This window comes from Bacteroidota bacterium (assembly GCA_005882315.1).
Taxonomy (GTDB): domain Bacteria; phylum Bacteroidota; class Bacteroidia; order Chitinophagales; family Chitinophagaceae; genus VBAR01.
Genome location: VBAR01000001.1, coordinates 2489684 through 2515349, shown reverse-complemented (window position 1 = coordinate 2515349; position 25666 = coordinate 2489684). Strand labels below are relative to the sequence as shown.

Annotated in this window: 24 protein-coding genes, 1 tRNA gene and 1 riboswitch; of the genes, 14 read left to right on the top strand and 11 right to left on the bottom strand. The window is 37.4% G+C overall.

What is annotated here, in order from left to right; all coding sequences use genetic code 11:
* Positions 1-7: 7 nt before the first annotated feature.
* The 4 genes from E6H07_10430 to E6H07_10415 form a co-directional block, all read right to left on the bottom strand.
* The gene (locus E6H07_10430; GenBank protein TMI66285.1) at positions 8-3355 is read right to left on the bottom strand and encodes a TonB-dependent receptor; all 3348 of its coding nucleotides are present in this window, start codon (positions 3353-3355) and stop codon (positions 8-10) included.
* Positions 3356-3575: 220 nt separating this feature from the next.
* Complete coding sequence (locus E6H07_10425) at positions 3576-3803, bottom strand: hypothetical protein (GenBank protein TMI66284.1); 228 nt, start codon at positions 3801-3803, stop codon at positions 3576-3578.
* Between the two features lie 137 nt (positions 3804-3940).
* Complete coding sequence (gene bglX, locus E6H07_10420) at positions 3941-6217, bottom strand: beta-glucosidase BglX (protein TMI66283.1); 2277 nt, start codon at positions 6215-6217, stop codon at positions 3941-3943.
* Positions 6218-6227: 10 nt separating this feature from the next.
* A complete protein-coding gene (locus E6H07_10415) occupies positions 6228-6932 on the bottom strand; it encodes a G-D-S-L family lipolytic protein (GenBank protein ID TMI66282.1) in 705 nt (234 codons plus the stop codon).
* 280 nt (positions 6933-7212) lie between these two features.
* On the opposite strand from E6H07_10415, the gene E6H07_10410 reads away from it, so the two are divergent.
* The 4 genes from E6H07_10410 to E6H07_10395 all read left to right on the top strand — a co-directional run bounded on the left by E6H07_10410 (position 7213) and on the right by E6H07_10395 (position 9304).
* Positions 7213-7289 (top strand) — tRNA-Asp (locus E6H07_10410).
* A 270-nt stretch (positions 7290-7559) separates the two neighbouring features.
* Positions 7560-8117 carry a cupin domain-containing protein gene (locus tag E6H07_10405; GenBank protein ID TMI66281.1) on the top strand — a complete coding sequence of 186 codons (558 nt, stop codon included), beginning with the start codon at positions 7560-7562 and terminating at the stop codon, positions 8115-8117.
* A gap of 15 nt (positions 8118-8132) precedes the next feature.
* Positions 8133-8606: a CinA family protein gene (locus E6H07_10400; GenBank protein TMI66280.1), complete on the top strand. Its 474-nt coding sequence runs from the start codon at positions 8133-8135 to the stop codon at positions 8604-8606.
* Positions 8607-8647: 41 nt separating this feature from the next.
* Complete coding sequence (locus tag E6H07_10395) at positions 8648-9304, top strand: hypothetical protein (protein TMI66279.1); 657 nt, start codon at positions 8648-8650, stop codon at positions 9302-9304.
* 27 nt (positions 9305-9331) lie between these two features.
* On the opposite strand, the gene E6H07_10390 is transcribed toward E6H07_10395, so the two are convergent.
* Positions 9332-10210 (bottom strand): DNA polymerase LigD, encoded by an 879-nt coding sequence (locus tag E6H07_10390; protein TMI66522.1) that lies wholly within the window; start codon positions 10208-10210, stop codon positions 9332-9334.
* 34 nt (positions 10211-10244) lie between these two features.
* The gene (locus E6H07_10385) at positions 10245-11018 is read right to left on the bottom strand and encodes a Ku protein (GenBank protein TMI66278.1); all 774 of its coding nucleotides are present in this window, start codon (positions 11016-11018) and stop codon (positions 10245-10247) included.
* Positions 11019-11160: 142 nt separating this feature from the next.
* Positions 11161-11282, bottom strand: a riboswitch (TPP riboswitch).
* Between the two features lie 131 nt (positions 11283-11413).
* On the opposite strand from E6H07_10385, the gene E6H07_10380 reads away from it, so the two are divergent.
* Positions 11414-11995 carry a DUF4142 domain-containing protein gene (locus tag E6H07_10380; GenBank protein ID TMI66277.1) on the top strand — a complete coding sequence of 194 codons (582 nt, stop codon included), beginning with the start codon at positions 11414-11416 and terminating at the stop codon, positions 11993-11995.
* A 156-nt stretch (positions 11996-12151) separates the two neighbouring features.
* Here E6H07_10380 and E6H07_10375 read toward each other — a convergent pair whose 3' ends face one another.
* Positions 12152-12751 (bottom strand): ferritin-like domain-containing protein, encoded by a 600-nt coding sequence (locus tag E6H07_10375; GenBank protein TMI66276.1) that lies wholly within the window; start codon positions 12749-12751, stop codon positions 12152-12154.
* A 53-nt stretch (positions 12752-12804) separates the two neighbouring features.
* Positions 12805-13593, bottom strand: coding sequence for a hypothetical protein (locus E6H07_10370; protein ID TMI66275.1), 789 nt, complete (start codon positions 13591-13593; stop codon positions 12805-12807).
* 264 nt (positions 13594-13857) lie between these two features.
* Here E6H07_10370 and E6H07_10365 point away from each other — a divergent pair, with 264 nt between their 5' ends.
* Positions 13858-15060, top strand: a complete 1203-nt coding sequence (locus E6H07_10365; protein TMI66274.1) for an FAD-binding oxidoreductase — start codon at positions 13858-13860, stop codon at positions 15058-15060.
* A 13-nt stretch (positions 15061-15073) separates the two neighbouring features.
* Here E6H07_10365 and E6H07_10360 read toward each other — a convergent pair whose 3' ends face one another.
* Entirely contained in the window at positions 15074-15448 is a 375-nt protein-coding gene (locus tag E6H07_10360; GenBank protein TMI66273.1) for a hypothetical protein, read from the bottom strand.
* Positions 15449-15460: 12 nt separating this feature from the next.
* The gene (locus E6H07_10355) at positions 15461-15934 is read right to left on the bottom strand and encodes a hypothetical protein (protein ID TMI66272.1); all 474 of its coding nucleotides are present in this window, start codon (positions 15932-15934) and stop codon (positions 15461-15463) included.
* Between the two features lie 374 nt (positions 15935-16308).
* On the opposite strand from E6H07_10355, the gene E6H07_10350 reads away from it, so the two are divergent.
* The 8 genes from E6H07_10350 to E6H07_10315 all read left to right on the top strand — a co-directional run bounded on the left by E6H07_10350 (position 16309) and on the right by E6H07_10315 (position 24980).
* Complete coding sequence (locus E6H07_10350) at positions 16309-16758, top strand: PA2169 family four-helix-bundle protein (protein TMI66271.1); 450 nt, start codon at positions 16309-16311, stop codon at positions 16756-16758.
* A 78-nt stretch (positions 16759-16836) separates the two neighbouring features.
* Positions 16837-17079 carry a hypothetical protein gene (locus E6H07_10345; protein TMI66270.1) on the top strand — a complete coding sequence of 81 codons (243 nt, stop codon included), beginning with the start codon at positions 16837-16839 and terminating at the stop codon, positions 17077-17079.
* Between the two features lie 25 nt (positions 17080-17104).
* The gene (locus tag E6H07_10340; GenBank protein ID TMI66269.1) at positions 17105-17974 is read left to right on the top strand and encodes an SDR family oxidoreductase; all 870 of its coding nucleotides are present in this window, start codon (positions 17105-17107) and stop codon (positions 17972-17974) included.
* Positions 17975-18065: 91 nt separating this feature from the next.
* On the top strand, positions 18066-18398 hold the full coding sequence (locus E6H07_10335; protein ID TMI66268.1) for a hypothetical protein: 333 nt from the start codon (positions 18066-18068) through the stop codon (positions 18396-18398).
* A 219-nt stretch (positions 18399-18617) separates the two neighbouring features.
* Positions 18618-19598: a Gfo/Idh/MocA family oxidoreductase gene (locus tag E6H07_10330; GenBank protein ID TMI66267.1), complete on the top strand. Its 981-nt coding sequence runs from the start codon at positions 18618-18620 to the stop codon at positions 19596-19598.
* Entirely contained in the window at positions 19595-21013 is a 1419-nt protein-coding gene (locus E6H07_10325; protein ID TMI66266.1) for a sugar transferase, read from the top strand. The genes E6H07_10330 and E6H07_10325 overlap by 4 nt, the downstream gene beginning before the upstream one ends.
* A gap of 221 nt (positions 21014-21234) precedes the next feature.
* Positions 21235-24063 carry a M1 family metallopeptidase gene (locus tag E6H07_10320; GenBank protein TMI66265.1) on the top strand — a complete coding sequence of 943 codons (2829 nt, stop codon included), beginning with the start codon at positions 21235-21237 and terminating at the stop codon, positions 24061-24063.
* Complete coding sequence (locus E6H07_10315; GenBank protein TMI66264.1) at positions 24063-24980, top strand: hypothetical protein; 918 nt, start codon at positions 24063-24065, stop codon at positions 24978-24980. Before E6H07_10320 ends, E6H07_10315 begins: the two co-directional genes overlap by 1 nt.
* Here the strand turns inward: E6H07_10315 and E6H07_10310 are convergent, their stop codons facing one another.
* A complete protein-coding gene (locus E6H07_10310) occupies positions 24981-25664 on the bottom strand; it encodes a 2-C-methyl-D-erythritol 4-phosphate cytidylyltransferase (GenBank protein TMI66263.1) in 684 nt (227 codons plus the stop codon). It abuts the gene before it with no gap.
* Positions 25665-25666: the final 2 nt, after the last annotated feature.

Here is a 25666-nt window from a genome sequence, read left to right as displayed (position 1 = left end):
TTGTGTTTTAGAAGTTCAGGTTTATACCCAATGAATAAATGGCAGGAACAGGATAAGCACCATTATCTGCACCGCCTCCGAGTATACTACCAATTAATGGCTCTGGTGAATAACCGGTTACCTGGCTCCATGTTTTCAGATTTTGTGCACTGAGATATACTCTTATGTTTTTAATGCTTGCTTTTGTAATAAATCCTTTAGTAAAAGTATAACCTACCTGCAGCATACGAATCCTGAAATAATCTCCGGGTTCAAGATAGTAGGTACTCATCAGGAAATTATTTCCTCTTGTGTTATCAAGGATTGGTTCAATATTCGTACTACCGGGTGTTGTCCACGCATTCAGTCGATTGGCTTCATAATTCAATACAGCAAATGTGGCCGTACGGCGTTGTGTATATATTTTATGTCCTGCTGCACCCTGACCATCTATTTCAAAATCAAATCCTTTATAATCCAGCGATATATTACCGCCAAAACTATAAGGCGGAAAAGGAGTACCGATATAACCTCTATCTGCAGTCGTTATTACTCCATCATTATTCAGATCCTTATAAGAAATATCGCCCGGTAATGAGTTGGAAAAAGTCGGTTGCTTATCCATGTCAGCTACTGACTGGTAAATTCCTGTTTGCGTGTATCCATAAAAATGGCCAATGGAAGAACCTGTATTGGTACGGTTTACTCCGCCATTGCCAAGTATCTGGAAATTGAAATTATCACCGATTGAGTTTACTATGTTTTCATTGTAACTGAAATTAGCTGACAATCTATAGTTGAGGCCCATTCCTAATTTATCACCCCATCCTGTACTTATCTCAATACCCTTATTAGTTATTTTACCGAGGTTGGTAAAATAACTGCGTGAATCATTAGGAAGTGTTACAGCAGTAAGTATATCGGTGGTAGTACGGTTATAAAAAGTTATTTCTGCATTCAGGCGATTGTCTAATGCTCTTACATCAAAACCTACATCAATACCCTGTACTGTTTCCCAATGCAGGTCAGGGTCGGGTATATAGGCAGCTTGTATAGAAGAATATACATTGTCACCAAAAATTGCTGTAGATGCATTTTGAATTCCGGGTCTCCATAAATTTTCAGCAAATCCATTTGCATTCCCTGTAACACCCCAGGCTACACGTACTTTTAAAAAATCAATTGCCTCTATATTATTAAGAAAGTTTTCATCGCTTACTACCCAGCCAGCACCTATACTGCCAAATGTGCCCCAGCGATTTTCCGGTGCAAATTTGGAACTACCATCTCTTCTTATTGTTGCATTCACAAGATATTTACCCATATAATTATAACCTACTCTTGCAAATCCACCCACAATAGAACCTTCGGCACCTCCGCCGCCATTGGTAGTTGGGTTATTTGCATTAATAATACCGACGTACCAGAATTCGGGACTGTCCGGAACATTTACACTTGTATCCCTTCTTGTACCATTTACAAAAGATGAATAATTATATAATGTGGTAAAACCAGCAATTGCATTTATAGAATGACCATTGCCCATCTTTTTGTCATAAGACAATGTGTGATCCTGTTGAAAACGTTTTGATTCAGCTTGTTCCTGTGTTACAGATGTACGGATGGAATTATCAGTAGTAATAGTCGTAGGTGCTGCACCCTCTCCAAGATTAATAAATTCAAAAGGAAGTTGCACATAACTTCTTGCTGTATTAAACCAGAGGTCCCCATATACAGTTGACCTCCATGTAAAACTTTTTAAGAATTTTATTTCAGCAAAAAGGCTGCTAATTACACGGGTTCCTTTTTCAATGGAGTTTCTGTTATTGCGGTTTAATGTAGCAATGGGATTACCAACCTGTGCCCGTTGAAATGAAGGCATGCTGTAATAAGTATCTTCATCCTGTTGTATGGGTACTATCGGCGCTGCCCATAATGCATTCGTAATGGAAGCTGCAGGCGGGTCTGTTTGATAATAATAGCCCGTTACTTCACCACCTACTTTAATATTTTTGTTGATCCTTATTTCTTCATTCAGGCGAAGAAGAAATCTTTCAAAATTATCATTCTTCAGAACACCTTCCTGGTTTGTGTATCCAACATTCAGTAATGTGCTTGACTTTTCACCACTGTTGGAAATACTCAGGTTGGTAGCAGTTACCACAGCATCACGCAAAACCAAATCCTGCCAGTTAGTATTGGCTGTATAGTTGGTATAGTCAAATGGTGCTGCATTAATATTTGCCAGCTGTGCTGTATATAATTTTTTAAACCCTGCAGCATCGGTCAGTTCAATTTTATCATTCACTGTCTGAATACCCACTGAACTCTGCAGACTGATACGGGTTTGTCCTCTTGCTGCTTTTTTAGAAGTAATAGCGATTACACCATTCGCACCACGCAAACCATAGATAGCGATGGACGAAGGATCTCTCAACACATCTATTGATTCAATATCAGCAGGATTTAAAAAATCAATATTATCCTGCAGAATTCCGTCTACCACATATACCGGGTTGGCACTATTAGTACTGTTTACTCCCCTGATGCGAACTACCGGGGTTGCACCTGCTCTACCAGTATTGGAAACAGTTAGTCCCGGTACTTTACCCTGTAAAGATGAAATAGGATTTGTAGAAGGCATCTTAGCTACTTCTTCACCTTTCACTGAAGATATAGACCCTGTAAGGTCTCTTTTTTTAGATGTACCATAACCTACCACAACTACTGCTTCCACTGAATTGGCCTGAGGTTTCAATTGCACATTAGCAGCACCAGCAACAGCTTTTACTTCTATTGTTATAAATCCCACATAAGAAATGATCAATGTTGCATTTGCGTCAGCTTCGATTGAAAAATCACCAGAGGCATTTGTTTTAGTACCATTAGGTGTTCCTTTTATAAGTACAGTTGCGCCTTCCAGCGGCTGACCTTTATCATCGGTTACTTTTCCAGTTATCGGTGCAGGAAGCGGCGCTGCTAATACTATTTCATTTGCCATCATACTTGTTACCGATTTTTTTCTTACAATAATTGTGTTTTCAGAAATAGTGTAAGAAAGAGGCTGACTTTCGAAAACAGCATTCAATGCTGTTTCTAATGAAACCTTTTTCAAGCTAACCGTTACGGGGCGGGCAGATTGTATGGTTTCTTCCGCATAAAAAAACTGGTAGCCTGTTTGTTTTTTTATTTCCTCAAATACTTTTTGCAGGGTAATGCTGTTCCCGTTCAATGTTACTTTTTGGGAATAGTCCCTGGCACTTACCTGCATGCAAGCAGCGATTATAAAAACTGTTGTGAGTTTCATAATCTGAAATGTTTTGGTCAGAGATCCGTTTGTAAACAATCCGGATTTTCTGAAGACGGTGAAGTACATAATTTCTTTGAGTTTATGTTAATGAATAAGCAATCTTACTTGTATGCCTGTTGATGCACAAACCAATGCCTGGAACAAAGTTCCGGTTTTGTTTATGCAACAGTTTTTTTGCTATCCATCTTTTACGGCATTCATAAAGCAGTTAAGCATAAGCATATATTTTAGGGTGAACCGATAATTTTTCTTCTTTCTGTTTTAAATTTCACTTCGCCGGTTAGTTCTAGTTTTTCAAACACTTTTCTAACCGTTCACTTCTTGACAAGCCGTCTGTAAAATGCAGGTCTGCACCGGCTTTTCCACAGGCTGGCAAAATATCATGAACAATATCTTTAGCAGTTTCTCTTTCTTTCAGCCGGCTGGATGCGATGGCAAATAATTTTTTCCAGTAGCGGTTATACAATTCTGTAAAATCACCCCTATCATCATCCTGTGAGAGCAGGCGGGGCAAATCATTTTTGCAGTATGTAGCATAAGCAATCACAACAATTAAGCAAGCAATACTAAAGTTAAACAATCAGGAGAATAACCTAAGCAATTTTTTTACGTCATTTCTTGCAAAAAAGGAAAATGGAGTTTATGTGGGGTTTATTTTACCCAGTTCACCTTAACTGCCTTCACATCTTTTGAATTTCCGCCTATCATGATCTCAAAGTCACCAGATTCCCAATCATACTCGAGATCATAATTATAAAATTTTAGGTCATCGGGTGAAATGTTGAATGAAACAGTTTTGGATTCACCGGCTTTCAGGTTGATCTTTTGAAAACCTTTTAATTCTTTTAATGGCCTGGCAATGCTGCCCACTACATCACGTATATATAACTGTACTACTTCTTCACCATCATATTTCCCGGTATTAGTAACTGTAATGGATGCAGTAATCTTTTCATTTCCCTTAGCACTTGTTTTACTTACAGAAATATTACCATAAGAAAATGCAGTGTAACTTAAACCATAGCCAAAAGGAAACAGCGGTGTATTTGGTACATCAAGATAATTTGATTGAAACTTTGGTGAATTTGGCGCTGAGGGCCGCCCTGTATTTTTATGATTATAAAAAATTGGTACTTGTCCAACATTTCTTGGAAATGTAGCGGACAATTTTCCAGCAGGATTATAATTGCCAAATAAAACATCAGCGATGGCATTACCAGCTTCTGTGCCTGCATGCCATGTAACAAGTATTGAGCTTGCTAATTCATTTTCTTCAGTCAACGCAAGCGGACGACCTGTCATTACAACCAATACAAGAGGTTTGCCTGTTCCTGATAAAGCCCTGATCAATTTCTTTTGACTTTCAGGAATGATAATATCAGTACGACTTGCTGCTTCACCACTCATCTCCGAAGCCTCGCCTACCACGGCAACAATTACATCCGATCTTTTTGCAATATCAAGAGCTTCTTTAAGCATCACATCGGCACTACGTTTGTCTATATCGATCCTCGTACCGAATACGTTTACTTTTTTAGCAAACAAAGTATCGTCAGAAATATTGGCGCCTTTTGCATAAAGAATATTTACGGATGAACCCCCAACATTTTTCATTCCATCGAAAACAGGAATGGACATTTGTCTATCAGCACTAACCGCCCATGTACCCAACATATTACTTTTATCATTTGCCAATGGCCCGATCAACGCAATTGTCCCGGATCTTTTTAATGGCAGGGATTGATTGTTATTTTTCAGCAGCACAAAAGTTTTTGCTGCAATTTCTCTTGCTTCTTTTCTTCGCTGTGTTGTCAATATTTCTTTAGCCGGTTTGCTTTCATCTATATAACGGAAGGGATCTTCAAACAAACCTAATTTATATTTTGCTTCCAGTATTCTTCTGCAAGCTTCATCCACCTGCACATGTGTTGTCTTTCCTTCATCAATAGATTTTTTTAGTGTGGTTAAAAATCCTTCACCAACCATATCCATATCAAGACCGGCATTCAATGCCAAAGCGGAAACAGTTTGCAGATCTCCTATACCATGATTGATCATTTCGTTTACTGATGTATAATCAGAAACCACAAAACCTTTAAAACCCCATTGATGACGGAGCAGATCGGTCAGCAACCATTTATTTGCAGTAGCAGGTAAGCCATCAATTTCATTGAATGAACTCATCACACTGCCAACACCTGCATCCACCGCAGCTTTATACGGTGGTAAATATTCATTGTACATTCTCACCCGGCTCATATCGGTTGTATTGTAATCACGGCCTGCTTCAGAAGCGCCATATAATGCAAAATGTTTTACACAAGCCATCAATGTATTGTTCTTGCTGAGATCATCACCCTGGTAACCTTTAACCATTGCTGTTGCAATTTGAGAACCGAGATAAGTATCTTCGCCACCACCTTCTGCAACGCGGCCCCAACGCGGATCACGGGCAATGTCAACCATTGGTGAAAAATTCCAGCACAATCCATCTGCTGTTGCTTCTATAGCAGCTATTCTTGCACTCTGTTCTATCATTTTCATATCCCAACTGGCTGAAAGGCCCAATGGTATTGGATGAATTGTTTTATAACCGTGAATAATATCTGAACCGAAGATCAATGGTATTTTCAACCGGCTTTGTGTTACAACCATTGTTTGTACCACTTTTATTTTTTCTACACCGGTAATACCAAACAAACCGCCAACTTTGCCTTCTTTTATTTTTTGTTCAACACCACTGCTAACAACAGCGCCGGTTGCAACACCGCCACCGGGGGTTACCAAATTCAATTGACCAATCTTTTCATCCAATGTCATCTTCATCACCAGGTCATCAATAAATGCTTTCATTTTTGCATCCTGCGATGATTGGGTGAATGCAGTTACTGAAATAAGCAAAACATTGATTAAAATGATTCTTTTCATCTATTTAGTTTTAGTCTTTGAGTAAATAGGGTTGTATTTCTTTTTGCCAGATCGAATATCCTTTAGCATTCATATGCAAGCTATCATCCAGAAATATTTCGGGAAAAGGTTCTCCTTCTTTATTCAGCATTTTTGAATGTACTTCAATAAAGACTGCAGGTGCCGGATCCATATTGCTTCTTATCATTGCATTCGGATCCTGGCTAATAATAAACTCCATAATTAACAAATTAGCTTCACGCATTTTTGCAAACAAATGACGTCTGCTTGGGCTTGGTTTCATTGAAATATAAGCAACCGGAGCATTTGTTTTTTCCCTTATCATTTTATATAGATGTTTGAATCTTTCAAAAACCATTACTGCTGTTACTGTATCAGAAAAAGCCAAATCGTTTTCGCCGCAGTAGATAATTATTTGCTTTGGTTTGTACGGAAAAATAATGTCATTTGCATATCGTATCTGGTCTTCTAATGTGGAACCACCGAAACCCCTGTTAATGATAGTATATCCGGGAAAATAATTCTGTACATCTTCCCATAACGTAAAAGATGAGCTGCCGATAAAGAGAATGGCATTCTCCGGAGGAAAAGAAATGGAATCCTGCTTTTTGAATGCTGCTATACTCTTGGCAAAAGGGGCTGGCGTAGCAGCAGGTTCATGCGAGCTACAGCCAAACAGCAAACAAACAATTAAACCAAAGAAAATATTTTTCATACTACTCGGTTTTATGATTTTTCAAAATTAGCATTTTCAATTACGGATTCATCTAATCTGTTTGGGTTGAACCATGTTTTTAATAATACGCATAAAACCAATATTCAATCATTCACTTTGCCAATTTTCTTCTCAATGGATCAAACAATTTACTTTAGTAGACTCCTAAATGCGACCAAATAAAACCTGTTTTGGGTCATTTTGCTATAATATTTTTTCTGAAACTTTTGTTCCAAAAAAATGATTTTCCCCTATCTTTGCCACCCCGAAAAAAGGGAACGGATCGGTAGTTCAGTTGGTTAGAATGCCGCCCTGTCACGGCGGAGGTCGCGGGTTCGAGTCCCGTCCGGTCCGCAAATAAATCAACTTCATTCATCCCCTGGAATTTTATAGTTCTCAGGGGATTTTTGTTGAATAGCAACCCACTTCATCTAAATACTTACTGAATGATTTTTTCTGTCGATGACCCCACGAATAACACTTTATCTTTCTAAATCACCTAACACTATTTTATGCTCATTGATACGGGCATCTTTTCAACAACGTGGATTTTTTGCCTCAGACAATGTTAGCTCAGCTAATATTAAGTAACCTGCTTAATGGCATATCATTTGGACGAAAGTATATATGAAAATGAAAACTCCATTGACATATTACATCAGCGATAACGATATTTTTCCCGGCAGCAGCTTACCAGTTTTGCATTACAAAAAAGCGGTTCGACTTCCATTTTTTTTTGCAGGCCGTTATGTCAAAAATCTTTTTCGAGTACATAACTGGAGCAATACCTGGCGCAATGGCATATACACCTATCATCATTATCATAGTAACACTCATGAAGCCATGGCGGTTATTAAAGGCAGAGCAACCTTACTACTCGGCGGGGAAAACGGTAAACAGATAGTATTACATAAAGGAGATGTCATCGTTATTCCCGCAGGAGTGGCACATAAAAACCTGGGGCGTTTAAAAGATGTTATTTGTATAGGAGGATATCCGGAAGGCCGCGATTTTGATATGAATTATGGTAATCCTGAAGAACGGCCGAAAGCAGATAAGAATATTGAAAGTTTGCCTCTTCCAGTCACAGGTCCGCTTGAAGGAAACGCAGATCCATTAGTTAGAATTTGGAAACAAGAAAATCATGCAGCACCAAAGCAAATTGAAGTTGCAAATGTTTCATAAGGATAAATAAATAGTATGTTCGATACTGTTACGTTGAAGCGGATTGGTAAAAAGCTATTAGCAAAAGAACAGACTATTGCTGTAGCCGAAAGTGTAACGGCTGGCATGTTCCAATTGGCATTGTCAACTCTGCCGGATGCAACAAAATTTTTCCAGGGCGGAATTACAACCTATAATCTCGGTCAAAAATATAAACACCTGCACGTAGAACCGATACATGCCCAGGCCGTCAATTGCGTCTCCCCGATGGTTGCTACACAAATGGCTCTCTCGGTCTTGCCGCTTTTTCAAAGTGATTGGAGCATTGCAGTGACCGGTTATGCAACACCGGTACCTGAATCAGGAAATAAAGTTTTTGCATATTTCGCAGTTGCCAGGGCAGGACGTATAAAATTAAAGGGCAAGATCATTCCCAAAGAGAAAACACCTTTAAAGATCCAGGAAGAATATATTTCAGTCGTTTGTAAGCGTCTTGTTGCAATCTTATAAATTTTATAAAAACCAAAAAGGATATAACAACGAAATTCAACATGCGAAAATTTATTTATAATAATAGCTTGTCCATCGTCTTTCTGTTACTCTTTCTATTGGCATTAGTTGGTCAGTGGTTGATGGGATTTAAGGAATATAATAAAGAACGAATGGAAGAACATCTTCCGGAAGTATCGTTAGCAACTTACAGCAGTTCAGGGCATTTCATTCAATCCACTTTTGAAAATTGGGAAAGCGAATTTTTACAAATGGCTTTATTCGTGGTGCTTACTATTTCGCTACGACAGAAAGGTTCTTCTGAATCAAAAAAATGTGATGGGCCGGAAGAAGTTGACCGGGAACCCTCGGCAAAACGCAAAAAAGTACCGTGGCCAGTAAAACGTGGTGGCTGGGTGTTGGCGATTTATAAACATTCGCTAACTCTTGCACTTGTCATTTTATTTTTACTTTCCCTAATCCTGCATTTTTATGGAAGTTTCAAAGATGAAAATGAACAGTTAGCAATAAAAGGATTACCTACGGAAAACTGGAACACATACCTAGCTGACTCTCGTTTCTGGTTCGAATCGTTTCAAAATTGGCAGAGTGAATTCTTATCAGTTTTTGCAATTGTGATCCTATCGGTTTTCCTACGTCAGAAAGGTTCCCCACAATCCAAACCCGTTGATGCCCCGCACAGTGAGACGGAAAAATAGGGAAGAATTTTTCATATGGACTTTCATTTATGAGGTCAACAATTGCAAAGCTTTTCGAAGATTATTTTTTTCTGTCAGCACTTTTTTAAAGAGATCACCTTTCTTCATAACTCTTTTATGTATGTTCTTCATAGTGAACGCTGCAGGATCAAGGGAGCTTGTTAGTTCTTTCCACTCAATGGGAGTTGCAACTGTGGCACCCTCTACCGGCCTCACACTGTATACGGAAGCCAATGTCTGGCCGGGGCGATTCTGTAAATAATCCAGGTATATTTTTTTCCCTCTTTTAGATATCGTTCTTTCTAATGTTGTGCTCCCGGGAAGTTGTTCCTGAATTTGCTGCATAAAGAACTGACCAAACTGTTTTACTGTATCATAGTCATATTCTGCATTCAATGGAATATAAATATGTATTCCACTGGCTCCAGACGTTTTGCAATAACCTTTTAATTTCCCCTTATCCAATACAGTCTTTGCTACCTGGGCAGTTTCTATCACCTGCTTAAAACTGTTATGTTTACCCGGATCAAGATCAATCGCAAGCCAATCCGGTTTATTTTTTTTCTGGTAACGGTTATTCCATGGATTTATTTCAATACACCCTAGATTAGCTAAATAGATAAGTGTTGCTTCATTATTACAAACGATATAATCAATGACCTTCTCTCCATTGTCATAAGGATAAACTTTTACAAACGAAGGTGCATTTTCGCCTGCATCCTTATGGTAAAAGCCAGCATCCTTAATTCCATTGGGATTTCTTTTTAAAGAAAGCGGACGATCTTTTAAATGCGGAAGTATATAAATGGCCATCGTTTTATAATAATTGATCAGGTCACCTTTAGTATAACCTTCATCCGGCCAAAATATTTTATGAGTATTTGTAACTGTTGATTTTTTATTCAAAGAAGCTTTCATTTTATCATCTCTTAATTTTTACTCAAGATGCTCTCTTTTTATTGCCAAGACTTGCTTTTAGTTGCTCCATAAGGTCATCAGCTTTACCTACGTGAACGACTTTCATAGGTTGATATACAACTTTTTTACCTTTAGCCTTATCCTTAATTATTTTCAAAAGCTCGTTTGCATATTCATCTTTAAAAAAAGAAGGATTAAAAGAATCGGTAAGCTGATCGATCAGATTAATGGCCATTTTTAACTCACCTGGTTTAGCTTTTGAACCTGGAGCTTTTATTTCCTTAGCATCTCTGATTTCCTGAGCATAGCGAAGGCAGTTTAGCATTAATATATTTTTATAGGGCTTGATGAGGCAGACATGTTCCCGCTGCCGCATCACAAAAGAACCCAATCCTGCTTTTCCAGTTTTTTGTAACGCCTCCCTTAATAAGTCGTATGCTTTGATACCACCTTTTTCGGGTTGTATAAAATAGGGTGTTTCAAAAAAAACGCTGTCGATCTCTGACTCTTCTACAAACTGAAGGATCTCGATATGGGATGATTTTTCAGGACTTGCTTTTTTAAAATCTTTTTCTTCTACAATTACATACTTGTCGTTATATAAATATCCTTTTTCAATATTTTGCCATAATACCTCCTTACCAGTCTTCTCATTCACTCTTTTAAACTTAATATTTGAATGATCTTTTTTATCAAGCATATCAAAATCAAGTGTACTGTTTTGAACGGCGCTGAATAAACGAATAGGAATGTTTACCAGGCCAAAACCAATAGAGCCAGTCCATATTGCTTTCATACAAAGAGATTTTAAATTATCAACCTATAGTGCTCAATGAAATTATTATACCAAAAACAATACTGATTTTGTTCATTATGTAGTTTATATTCCTCATGATGGGACAGGTATTTACAAAAAAGAGTTCCGGCAGAACCGAAACTCTCTACAAGTTACCTGGTCACTTCGCCGGAATTACCCGGATCAGTTTATGCGGGTATGATCTCAGAAAGAATATGAAAACTGTTCCCAGCTTTCTTCTATCAAACACCCCGAAAGTAACTCTGTGAATACAGTAAAGAAAAAATTGTGCCAGTAGTAAATGTGAAAACAAGTCTGGCTACACATTGATTTTTTTAATATTGATTGGCATGAAAGTTTCAATACGCTTTTTGTCAATAATTTTTTTAAGCTAAATGTGTTTTATGAAAAAGATGATCGTTTTATCGCTACCAATTATGCTATTTATCTCCTGCAACAACACTGCTACAGACAGTGTAGAAAAAGCAGATTCAGCGAATGCAGCCAACGTCGATACTGCTATGAACCGGAATAATGTTGTAATAGATGAAGAAAGTTCTTCATTCCTAGTTCGGGTTGCTAATTCAGGCATTGCAGAGGTAGAAATGACTTCCCTGGCACAACAAAAAGCCATCTATCAATCGGTTAAAGATCTTGCAGGCATGCTGAATAAAGATCATTCAGCTGTAAATGAGCAGGTGAGAAATCTTGCTGGTCAAAAAAATATTGTACTACCCGCAACAGTTTCTGATGAAAAACAAAAAGAAATTGATAACCTCAAAAACAAAACTGGTAAAGATTTCGACAGAGCTTTTATAAAAACAATGGTTGACAATCACCAGGCAGGTATTGATATGTTTCAAAAAGCAATGGAAAATGCTAAAGATGCTGATGTAAAATCATTTGCTGACAAAACATTGCCTGCATTGAGAATGCATCTTGACTCAGCAAAAGCGATACAAAAGAGATATTGGTAGACTGTATTTCTTACATAAAAGGTTATTAAATAGTATTTGATAACCTTTTTTATTTGTCAAGAGATATTCTTTCCGCAACCTCCTAATTCATATATAAAGAAAGCCCAGCAAATAAATGCCGGGCCTTCTCCCTTACGAACCGTCCTAATGAAAATATTATTCTTCCATATCCGCCATTTCTTCTTTTCGTTGCCAGGAATACTGTCCTTCATTTTCTGCCATTAAGTTTATACGTGTCTCAGCGATATGAGTAAGCAAATGATCGGCTCCCTCCTCCTCCTGGAGTGTCTTATCAAGCAAATCTGCTACTTGGTGAAGATTCATAGTAATAGCCAGCTGTACTAATCCGCCATAAGTAGCAATTTCATAATGTTCTACTTTTTGAGCAGCAATTATTAAAGCCGCATCTCTTGTCATTGTTCCTTCTTTTGTTTCACTGATGATTGATTTAGCTTCTTTTATCAGCCCTTCAATAGCTTCACATTTTTTTCCCTCAGGTTTTTGATCAATCAATTGAAAAACCCGTTCCAATCTTTTTAATTGTCTTTCTGTTTGTTTGAGATGATTTTCAAAAGCATCTTCCAGTTCCTCGGTAGTGCATGCATGTTGCATTTCGGGCAAGGCTTTTACAAGTTGCTGTTCTGCATAATAAATATCCTTCAGCTGGTCTGTAAAAAACTTCTCCAAAGGAGATATTTTATTTTTGCCTTCTTTACCATTGGTAGAAGTGCCATTATTAGTCTTTGAATTTTTCATACATTATTATTTTACAAAATGAATAAACCATATTTTGAACTCGTGGCTAGCAATCATTTTTTATTGCTTCCGCGTTTAGCTGTCGTTTTTGCAGATGATTTTTTTCTGCTACTGGTGGTTGTCTTGGTGCTTTTTTCAGGCGACTTACCAAAAGCATAATCACGGCTTTCATCCCAACCCTTATTTCTTTGGTTTAAATCATCATAGTTTCTTCCTCTCATTCCACGATCATTGTACTGGTCTTCAGTGTAGCCACGATTCACATTACGTTCGTTTCCATATTCTCTTCTACTATCACCATCTGAAGACGATCTCCTGTTACCATTTGAATAGGGTTCCCAGGAATGTTCACGATAACCCATTTCATTTTCATATTTATGGCGACCCATGCTGCCAAATCCTCTGCGTGAATAATGATTTTCATCAAAAAAACGATTATTATCGTTGCGACTTTCTTCAGAATATCTACCACTAGATCTTTGACCTTGATCTCTATGAGATCTTTGATCCTGACCTCTATAATCTTTGTCATATCTGTCGTCTTCAAAACCACCACCTCCATATTCACTGTTATATCGCCGTTCAGAACGACCATACCTTCCGCTATTTCCGTTATCATAATCCTCATCATCGTTTATATGTCTTTCTTTTCGTGTTCTGTCCCCAGCTTCAAATCGGCTATCTCGTGAATCATCGTAATACTTTCGTCCATTTCCAAAATCAGTATCATAATCATTTTCAAACCTTCGCTGTGAGGTTCGTTCATCACGGCTTGCAAAACCCCGGCGTTCTTCAGGATGCATTGAGCCAAAACCTTCGCCTGAATTTCTTCTCGTTGTCATAATGGTAAAATTTAAAGATTAAAGAATAGTAAGTTTACTCACAAACATTATGCCCTTCGAAATTCAACATGAAAAACAAAATGGAACAAATTGCATTCAAAAAATGGGCAAGCTTTTCCCCATAAAATCATTTTTTTAAAAAAAATATAGTGAATGAAGCGCAGCTTCATGTGTAAATAAATTACAAATAAATAATACAGGAATCAAGTAGCATAAATGCAAACATGACAATAAAATCAGGCCCGATTTTTTAATATTATTTGTATGGATCTCCGATCAAACGGCCCTTTCTGGTTATTAAAGCATGGTATAATCAAAAGTTATCCATCACTTCAAAAAAATGTCACGACAGAGATAGCTGTAATTGGAGGTGGGATCAGCGGGGCACTTACAGCATGGCACTTACAGCAGGTGGGATTTGACGTACTCGTATTAGATCGAAGACATATTGGAATGGGTAGTACGGCCGCCAGTACTGCTTTATTGCAATATGAAATTGATACCCCATTAAGAGAGTTGGTTAAATTACGTGGAGAAAAAGATGCAATAAAAAGTTATGAACTATGCCTTAAATCCATCACGGATATAAAAAATATATGTTCAAAGCTGAATGCAAAAAAATTATTCATTCCCAGTCCCAGTTTTCAATTTGCTTCCTATAAAAAAGATAAAGATCCACTTTGGGAAGAATTTGAATGGAGGAAAAAAGCGGGGATCGAAATAGAATGGCTGGAAGAAAAAGATGTTCTGGACAAATTTGGATTTTCAAAACCTGCTGGTATACTTTCGGCTACGGGAGCCAGCCTGGATGCATATGCTCTTACTCATAAATTACTAAATGATGGACAACTAAAGGGAATGCAGGTATGCGATCATACAGAAATTGTTTCAATACGCCATAAAAAAAGAGGAGTGGAATTATTGACAGGAGATGGCAAAAGGATAAAGGCAAGGAAACTTATTATTGCCTGTGGCTATGAATCGCAGCAATATATTCCTTTTAAAATACAGGAATTACAATCAACTTTTGCTATAATAAGTGAACCTGTGGCGATACAAGAATTATGGTATAAGGATTCATTGATCTGGGAAACTTCTACTCCTTATCTGTACTTGAGAACCACTGAAGATAAAAGAATCATTATTGGCGGGAAAGACATTGATTCCTCTGACCCGAATAAAAGAGATAAATACATAAACATAAAATCAAAAGATCTGGAAAAATCGTTTGCCAAATTATTTCCTTCCATTCCTTTCAAAACCGATTTCAGATGGGCTGGTACTTTTGCATCAACAATTGATGGTCTTCCATATATTGGGGCCATTCGTCAGCGTCCTCATACTTTGTTTGCATTGGGATTTGGAGGCAATGGAATTACATTTAGTATAATTGCAGCTCAAATTATCTGTGATTTACTTAAAAATAAAAATAACAAGGATGCACGCCTATTTTCTTTTAACAGGTGATAAAATCCATTCCCTACCTTCCTTCCATTTGTTCATATAGGCAGGTTTCTTCCAGCCAGGTTGATTGGCCCGTTTTCTTACGAACAAAAGAACATGCCTTTATCACATCCAATAGCAAAACACTTTTTTTATATTTCATGATGCTCGTGATATAGGCAGAAACAAATAAATAGCCACTATCTGTTCTTTGAATGAAGTTTGCATTTTGATTGATGAGCTTCATCGGGCAATCTCCATCTTTTACTACAACATGAAAATAACCATTATCACAAGTAGTTTGCTCGACATCTACCGGCAAGGAGATTCTTTCGTTTTTATTTTTAAACCTCAAAAGGCCACACCGGATGTTGATTATTTTCCCCATTGTGTGCATCCATTTATTTTCCATACTGCTCGTTTTTTATCTTTGCCCTTGTCCTATAGCGCTAAATGGTATCGGTAACATTTCTGAAAGCCCATTATAGAAACCTGAAAAGAAACGTGACATGCCCTGGAATAAATTCTTTTTTCCTGTTTCTGTATACTCAATAACTTGGGGAGTTATTTTAAGTAATAATGATTTCTCTGTTAATTCATCCTTGCAACTTTCCACTTCATCTTTACTTGCAAATAACACTGTTCCATCTATTTCCATATAGAAATCCACATTCTTACGATAGAAAAACAACTTGGCTGGAAAACAATACTCATAGTTTCTTATCCAACCTCTTGGTTTGTGGGCGGTAAACCAAATCTTTCCTTCCTCATCAACTTTATAAAACCCCACAACATCATTTGGCAATTTTTTTATGCTGTTACTCATACTGTACATAACTGCGGTCTTTAACTCACCCAGCTTGTTTTCGATAGACTGATAATTAATATTAGTTGTCATACAATTTTTTTTAAATAAGAAAAGAAATATCGTTTTCATTAAAATCAAATGTGATACCAACTTTTTTTTCAAAGAAAATCTGGCACCGATGAATAAACTATTTTCCTGATTGGTATGATTTTTACATGCTAAGCAATATGAAAAAGAAAATAAGCCAGCTAAAGAAAGAAAATATTCAGTTTAATACTCATAAACATCGTCCTGATATAAGAAATGATCTTGATGCCAGGATAAATGAAGAACAAACTGTAAATGGGAATGATATTACACACAATAAAAAGGAGCATCGTAAGCCTGTAAGAAAAAAAATATAATAAGTGTAAAATCTTTACATGTGTGATCCAAATATTTTATTAATCGCTAAACTATTATTTATGAAAAGTACAATGCAAAACACAGAAGCGCTGAATGACCTGATAGAAATCAATAATGATCGGGTAGAAGGTTATAACAAAGCCTCTGTGCAAACATCAGATGAAGACCTTCGTTCGCTTTTTGCAAAATTTGCCACACAAAGTAATCAGTTTGCCGGCGAATTAAGACAACGTGTGATGGCTGAAGGAGATGAGCCGGAAGAAGGAACAACAATTCGTGGAAAGATTTATAGAGCATGGATGGGCGTTAAAGCAACATTCAGTGGAAAAGACCGCAAATCTGTTCTTGAGTCATGCGAATTTGGAGAGGATGCGGCTCAAAGGGCTTATCAATCAGCGCTAGAAGAAGATGACCTTAGCAGTGATGTTCGTCAGTTGCTTGAGCAACAAAAAGCAACCCTCAGAGAAGCTCATGACAAAGTAAAAAAATTGCGGGACGCTCAGCTTTAATTGTTACAATAAAAGACCGGTACAGCATTTGCTGCTCCGGTCTTTTATATAATGAATGGTATAAAATAACAGCAGATTATGGAAACCTACAATAAACCAGCACAAGACACAGGTGTGGTCGTCTTGATGTTTCTTCTTCTTTCTTTTATTGTTAAGTCACCAGGAAATTTTTTTTCGCCAGAACTTTTTGTTGTCGGTCTTATTATAGCCATTGCTTATTGGCTCAGGGACTTTAAGAGTAAAAGATATTCTGCTGTCAAAAAGACTTCTCACCTGATAGTAGAGTTTTTTGGCTGTATCGCATTAAGTTTCTTGGTATGAATTTTTCCGGTTATTAAAAAAAGTCATGCAAAAAGGAAGCAAGCAGAGGCAATTGCGCAAACCCCAACTTCAGCAAAGACCCGGCAATGAAAAAAAATTAAGCCCAAAACCAGTATTTGATTATTCTGAAAAAAAGGGCAGCAATAAACTTTTGGGCAAAATTGCATTGATAAGCGGAGGTGATAGCGGAATAGGCAGAGCCGTGGCTGTACTTTTTGCAAAGGAAGGAGCAGATATTATCATTTGCTACCTGAATGAACATAAGGATGCAAAGGAGACTGCAAATATTGTTCAACATACTTATGGAAGAAAATGTACACTTATACCCGGCAATCTTGCTATCGAAAAAAATTGCAAAAAAGTAATTAAAAAAGTTATACGGGAATATGGCCGTATTGATATATTGATAAACAATGCAGCTTTGCATTATGAAAATAAAAAGCTGGGAGATCTTACAACTAAAGAATTGTTTAAAACATTCGAAACAAATATTTTTCCCTTTATATGGCTTACCAAAGCGGCATTACCCTATATGAAAAAAGGAACTTGTATCATTAATACATCATCTGTAACAGCATACCGGGGCAGCGCAGGGCTTATTGATTATGCAGCAACCAAAGGGGCGATTGTAGCTTTTACACGAAGCTTATCTGCTAACCTGGTCAAAAAGGGTATCAGGGTAAATGGGGTGGCACCTGGCCCTGTATGGACCCCCCTTATTGCATCTAGTTTTTCTGCCAAACGGGTGGCAAAATTTGGCAGCGATGTTCCAATGGGAAGAGCTGCGGAACCTGTTGAAATTGCGCCATCTTACCTTTTTCTTGCCAGTGATGATGCAAGTTTTATTACCGGACAGTTTATTCATCCTAATGGAGGTGAAATAATAAACGGGTAATTTAAAAGACGGAACACTATTTGGTTTATAGAATTAGTAATTGGGTTTGAAAAACAGCTGATAAATTTCATCAGCTACTAAAACAAAAGTTATGAACACAGCAAAAACCGAGATGACAACAGTAAACACTGTATTGGAAAACTTAAGACATAAAAAACAGGATACTGAATTTTATTATGATGAAAAAGGTTTTACTGCAGGAAAAGGAAAATATTATACACCTGAAGAATTAACCATTATAAAAACTTACCGTTTTGAAGGCGATAGTAATCCATCCGATATGTCGGTCATTTATCTAATAAAAGCTACTGATGGCCTGATCGGCTATATCATGGATGCATATGGTTCCGCTACGAATCATGGAAACGATTTCAATGAATTTATTCAAAAGATCCAAATTGTAAGAACAGAAGCTGAGGGATAATTAAACTTATCAGAATTCATGGTTCTGATTTTGGAGAATACATTTATAAAACTTGTTCCTCTCAAGTGCATAAAAGCCTGCATTTCTCCGACAATATCAAACTGCTCCATACTACTTCTCTATAAGAAAAAGGGTTGCACCCAACTCACCGAAATACCTTGTTTTTTGTTTTAATAGGCAGTCCGATTTAGACTATTTTTGCGCACATAATTCAAATTCATGCTAAAAATCGGAGTCTTCGGCGTAGGTCACCTGGGGAAATTTCACCTGAACAACTGGAAAGAAATCCCCGGAGTAGAACTGGTCGGTTTTCTTGACCCAGATGATAATATAGCCGCAGAAGTAGAGAAAAAATATGGACTTAAACGATTTACTGATGCCGCAGAGCTTATAAGCCTATGCGATGCTATTGATGTGGTAGCCCCGACAAATTATCATTTTGAATTATGTGAAAAGGCAATTAAGAAAGGTAAACATGTTTTTGTGGAAAAACCGCTTGCGCATACTATGGACGAGGCTCGTCAATTAGTAGAGTTGGTTAAAGAATCAAATGTGAAGCTACAGGTAGGTCATGTCGAAAGATTTAATCCCGCATTTCTTGCCATGAAGGATGTAAACCTCAATCCTATGTTTATCGAAGTACACAGGCTAGCACAGTTTAATCCCAGGGGTACAGAAGTAAGTGTGATACTGGATCTGATGATCCATGACATTGATATTATTTTAAGCATTGTAAAAAGCGATGTAAAGAATATTTCGGCAAGTGGTGTAGGTGTTATGACCGAGACGCCTGATATTGCCAATGTTCGTATTGAATTCAATAATGGTTGTGTGGCGAATCTTACTTCATCAAGAATATCGATGAAAAAAATGCGGAAGATGCGTTTGTTTCAGAAAGATGCCTATATCGGCATTGACTTTCTGAATAAGAAAACGGAGATCATCAAACTAAAAGAACCAACTGATACAAACGCTTTTACCTTTGAAATTGAAACTCCCGGCGGCGGTAAAAAAACAATTGCTGTTGCCAACCCGATAATACCTGAAGTAAATGCTATTAAGCGGGAACTGGAAGAATTTGTAAATGCTATCAAGAATAATCATAAAACAATTGTGTCTGAGCTGGACGGGCTGATGGCAATGGAAGTAGCTCACCAGATACTTGACAGAATTGGCAACAACCTCATCAGCCGCCAATGAGCCACACCAGAAAAATACCGGTGACTTATTATGCGATAATGGATTACTTCATGGCCGCATTAGCATGGGGTTTATTTTTCTTTCTCCGAAAGTTGATTTTGAAAGAGCCCGTTTTTAATGACGGGCATTTATTAACTGATGAAAAATTCTGGCTGGGTATATTTTTTATTCCAATGGGCTGGTTGGCTATTTATACGATCGTAGGCTCTTATCATTCATTATATAAAAAATCAAGGCTGAATGAATTCACGATGACTTTCATTTGCAGCCTGATCGGTTGCGTTATACTTTTCTTTTTATTCCTGCTGGATGACGCAAAAAAAAGCTACACTTATTACTATTCAGGTTTTGGTGTATTGTTTTTGCTGCAATTCAGTTTTACATTATTTGGCCGCTGGATTTTGTTGAACAAAGCAAAAAAACAATTGCTAAAAGGGGAAGTAGTATTTAATACAATTCTTGTAGGCGGTAATGAAAATGCCATTCGCATTTATAAAGAAAGTGAGAAGTTTATGAAGAATGATGGTTTTCAATTCAGCGGTTATATCATGACGAACGGGAATGGTAAGAACGGGTTGGATAAATATATTCCGAAGCTAGGCACAGCAGATCAGCTTGAAAAGATCATTGATACAAAAAATATTCACCAGGTAATTCTTGCTGTAGAAAAATCCGAACATTCATTGTTGGAAAATATTATCAGCCGGTTGGGAGAGAAAGATGTTTCTGTAAAAATTCAACCAGATATTTTGGACATTCTCTCGGGTTCTGTTAAAACAAGCAATGTACTTGGCGCACCACTTATTGATATTAAGACCGGTTTAATGCCAGAGTGGCAACAAAACATCAAACGCCTGTTGGACTTCGGCCTTGCATTTATTTCATTAATCCTTTTATCACCTTTGTTCCTGTTTATTGCTATCCGAGTTAAATTATCCTCTCCGGGTCCTGTTTTTTATTCACAGGAAAGAATTGGTTACAGGGGAAAACCATTCATGATGCATAAATTCCGTTCCATGTTTGCAGATGCAGAAAAGAACGGGCCTGCCCTTTCATCGGATAATGATGAACGGATCATCAAATGGGGTCGTGTAATGCGCAAATGGCGATTAGATGAATTACCCCAGCTATGGAATATTTTAAAAGGTGAAATGAGCCTCGTAGGACCAAGACCCGAAAGAAAATTCTATATCGACCAGTTGGTCCCTCAGTTTCCTTATTATAAATACCTGCTGAAAGTAAAACCCGGTCTTACAAGCTGGGGCATGGTTCAGTTTGGGTATGCAGAAAATGTAGAAGAAATGATCGAACGCAGTAAATATGATCTGCTCTATATTGAGAATATTTCACTTGCACTTGACTTCAAGATCATGATCCATACCATTCGGATTATTTTCCTGGGCAAAGGAAAATAGTCAATTAAAGGTTTAAAAGCCTATTATGAAAAATGGAAATTCAAACATCCCTATCCGGAAGATTTCAGGGCTGTGATGAAGGAAACATGGGCAAGAAACTGGACACCTATTTTGACCTGCTGAAAAAGAAAGGCAGCCTGAAATAAGTTATTAACGGATATGAAAAGAAGCATCTATAAAATACGACGCTTCTTTTCTATTTTTGAGGAAATTCCCATCCTTTGAGAAATAAAATTTTTCTTTTCGTATTAGCATCAATCCTGCAGCTCAATTTATTTTCCCAAACCTGGCAACAACAGGTCAGCTACAATATCGACGTTTCGCTGAATGACAAGGATCATAGCCTTGACGGTTTTGAAAAGATCATTTATTCCAACTATTCACCCGATACGTTAACATATATCTGGTTTCACTTATGGCCCAATGCCTATAAAAATGACAAGACGGCCTTCAGCGATCAGTTGCTTGAAAATGGTAATACAAAATTTTATTTTTCCAAAAAAGAAGAAAAAGGATATATCAACAGGCTCGATTTTCGTATCGATAATATTTCAGTCAAAATAGAAGATCATCCCGAGCATATTGATATCGTAAAATTGATCTTGCCATCACCCCTTGCGCCTAACCAGACGGTTACTATTACAACACCTTTTCATGTTCAATTACCTTACAATATTTCCCGCGGCGGGCATGTTGGGCAAAGTTATCAGTGCACACAATGGTATCCCAAACCGGCAGTGTACGATCATAAAGGCTGGCACCCGATGCCTTATCTTGACCAGGGAGAATTCTACAGTGAATTTGGAAATACGGAAGTTAAAATTACGGTTCCTTCAAACTATGTTGTGGCTGCATCGGGCTATCTAATGAATGAAGATGAAAGAGCCTGGCTCATGGAAAGAAAAAATTTCACCTGGGAACCGATAAAGAAAAAAGTAAAAAACTCAAAAGGACTTATTGAAACCAAGATCCAGGAGTTTCCGGAAAGCTCACCTACGACCAAAACACTTCATTATAAACAAATACTGTCCCATGATTTTGCATGGTTTGCTGATAAACGTTTTATTGTAAACTATGAACCTCTTGTTCTCCCTTCTGATAGATTAATTCATGTATTCAGTTTTTATACACCGGAACACAAAAAAATTTGGGCAAACAGTTTGCAAAATGCAAAAGACGCTGTTAAGTTTTACTCCACTAATGTCGGAGAGTATCTTTATAACACGGTAAGTGTTGTACAAGGCCCTGAAAGTTTTGGTGGGGGTATGGAATATCCCGGCATCACCGTTATTTCACCAATGACTTCAGCAAAGGAACTGGATAAAGTAATTGCCCATGAAGTAGGGCATAACTGGTTTTATGGAATCCTTGCAAGCAATGAACGGACGCATCCCTGGATGGATGAAGGCATGAATTCATTTTATGAAAACAAGTATAGTTTGCAAAAAGATCATCAATATAAACAACAAACTGAACAAAGTCTTGTTGAGACAGTTATTGCAACAAAGAATGACCAGCCGATAGAAACCACATCGGAAAAATTCAGCGATAGAAATTATGGACTTATTGCTTATTTTAAAACAGCCGAATGGATGCGGTTGCTGGAAAAAGAAATGGGCCCGGAGGCTTTTTCAAAAGCCATGCATGAATATTTTGATAAATGGAAATTCAAACATCCTTATCCTGAAGATTTCAGAAAAGTAATGGAAGAAAGCAGCGGTAAAAACCTGGATTCTGTTTTTTCATTGCTTTCAAAAACAGGATCACTTCCTCCCGATAACAGAAAAGGCTTTGCCATACAAGGAATAATAAAAGCTGTAAAGCAGGCGAACCTGGATAAAAAAACAGTTATTACCTGGGTACCCTTGCCCGGATATAACTACTATGATAAAGGAATGGCAGGTGTACTATTTACCAATGTCAACTTGCCTCCATCGAAATTTCAATTTATGGTGCTTCCTTATTATGCATTTGGTTCAAAAGAGTTTAACGGAATAGGTTTCGCTTTTCACACATTCTATCCAAATGGCATATTCAAAAAGATCGAACCGGGAGTAAGCTATTCAAAATTTTCTCAGAATAAATTTGAAAGCAGTGATGGCAATAAAGCTTATCTCTCATTTCAGAAAACAGTTCCGGGCATACGTTTTACCTTAAAGGAAAAAGATCCACGCAGCACCCGGTTACGTTTCTTTCAATGGAAAACTTTTCTCATTGGTGAAGATGCATTACGTTTTTATCGTGATACTGTTGTCAATCCTCCAAATGACACTACGATCTATAACCGCTTCCGCACAGTAATTCAAAACAGGACACTTAACCAGTTAAGAATTGTAATTGAGAATTACCGGGCATTATATCCTTATTCAGGTGAGCTGAAACTGGAACAGGCGGAAGATTTTGTAAGAGCGGCTTTCACTGGAAATTATTTTTTCAATTATCCAAAAGGTGGAGGCTTGAATGTAAGATTGTTTGCCGGAAAATTTTTCTATACGGGTGGCAAAACAATCACCAAACAGTTTAACACGGATCGTTATCATTTAAACATGACCGGTCCTAACGGATCTGAAGATTATACTTACAGCGATTATTTTCTTGGACGTAATCAATATGAAGGTTTCGAAAGTCAGCAGATCATGAACCGTGATGGCGCATTTAAAGTAAGAACCGATCTACTCGCAAGCAAAGTAGGCAAGACAGATAATTGGCTTTCGTCAATAAATTTCAGTACTACTATCCCTGATGGAATAAATCCATTAAGTCTTCTTCCTGTCAAGATTCCGTTGAAACTGTTTTTTGATATCGGCACATTCGCTGAAGCATGGGAGAAAAATGCAGAGATCGATCGTTTCTTGTTTGATTTTGGATTACAGATCCCACTCTTGAAAGAAACTGTCAACATTTACATACCGATCATTTACAGCAAAGTGTTTAAAGAATATATCCAGTCAACCATTGAAGAAAAAGGCCGGTTCTTTAAAACAATTTCATTCACAATTGATATTTCCAATTTCAATTTGCGTAAGTTCGATCGTAATCTCATTTTCTGATGCCGTTCTCTTCCCAAATACAATATCTCACTAACAAACAGATAGATAAAACTAAATGGGATAAATGTATAGCTGAAGCATCCAATGGATTGATCTATGCGTATTCATTTTATCTCGATACAATGGCGAAGCATTGGGATGCATTAATATTTAACGATTATGAAGCCGTAATGCCGCTTACATGGAATAAAAAATATGGTATACATTATTTATACCAGCCGGCATTTACTGCACAACTAGGTTTATTTGGGGAAAAACTGGATTATCCGCTGCTCAATTCATTTATCAATGCTATTCCGGGTAAATTTAAGCTTGCTGAAATATGCCTGAACAGTGGGAATGTTTTAGAACACCGTGATGAGTTCATCCTGAGAACAAACCACGTTTTATCACTCAACAGATCGTATGAAGATTTAGTTGCAGGTTACAGGGAAAATCATCAACGTAATATCAAGAAGACTTTTCAGTTAGGCTATACAGTTAAAAAAGATATAGCTGTTGAAGAAATTACACTCATCAATAAGGAATTGCTTAATGCAGGCAAATTACCGGAAGAAGATTACTATCATTTTGAAAAACTGTTTCACCTGCTGAAACAAAAGCAACAGGCAGAAACCTATGCAATCGTGAATGAACAAAAAGCGATCATGGCTTCCTGTGTTTTTTTTTACTCGCATAACAGGGCTTATTATATTCTTGTTGGAAATACACCTGATGGGAAAACAATAGGAGCATCACATGCACTGATAGATGCTTTTATAAAAGACAATGCTGAAAAAAATCTTGTACTTGACTTTGAAGGTTCGGATATCCGCAATCTCGCTTTTTTCTATGGTGGATTTGGTGCTAAAGAAGAATTATATCCATTTTTTAAAATTAATAAGCTCCCCTTTTATTTGAAATGGATGAAGAAATAATTACTGATTATTAAGACTTCTTTCCTCCAGAACTTTTTCGGCTATCAGCAAATCAACCGGTTTGGTAATTTTTATATTACTATAATCACCTTCAACAAGATTAATTTTTACATTCAGTCTCTCCACCACACTTGCTTCATCAGTGAATGAATCTTCGTACTCTTGTTCAAAGGCTGCTTTGATCATATCGCTGTAAAATGTTTGCGGGGTTTGAATAATACGTACCCGGTTACGATCGACTTGTTCATTCCCTAATGCCGATTCAATACGAATTGTATCAACAGCCGATACTGCTGGCACAGCATTTCCATTTTTCAAGGTCTCTTCATAACATAAATGAATTAGCCAGGTTGTTGCCAAACAGCGAACTGCATCATGCACAAATACAACCGAATGTTGAGTGATATGTTTTAAGCCATTTTGTACAGAATGAAATCTTGTTTCACCTCCTTCAGTGACACCGATGCGGTTGGGAGAATGAGTTGAACGGGCAATTTCTAATCCTGCATCAAGATAATCTTTATGCAATACAAGGATTATTTCAAGATCATCATAAGCATCAAGGAATGCAGTCAGTGTATGCCAAAGTACAGGCTTGCCGGCAAGTATTAAAAATTGTTTGGGCACAGCAGTTCCCATTCTTAACCCTGAGCCCCCGGCTACTATGACGGCGTATTTCTTCATGA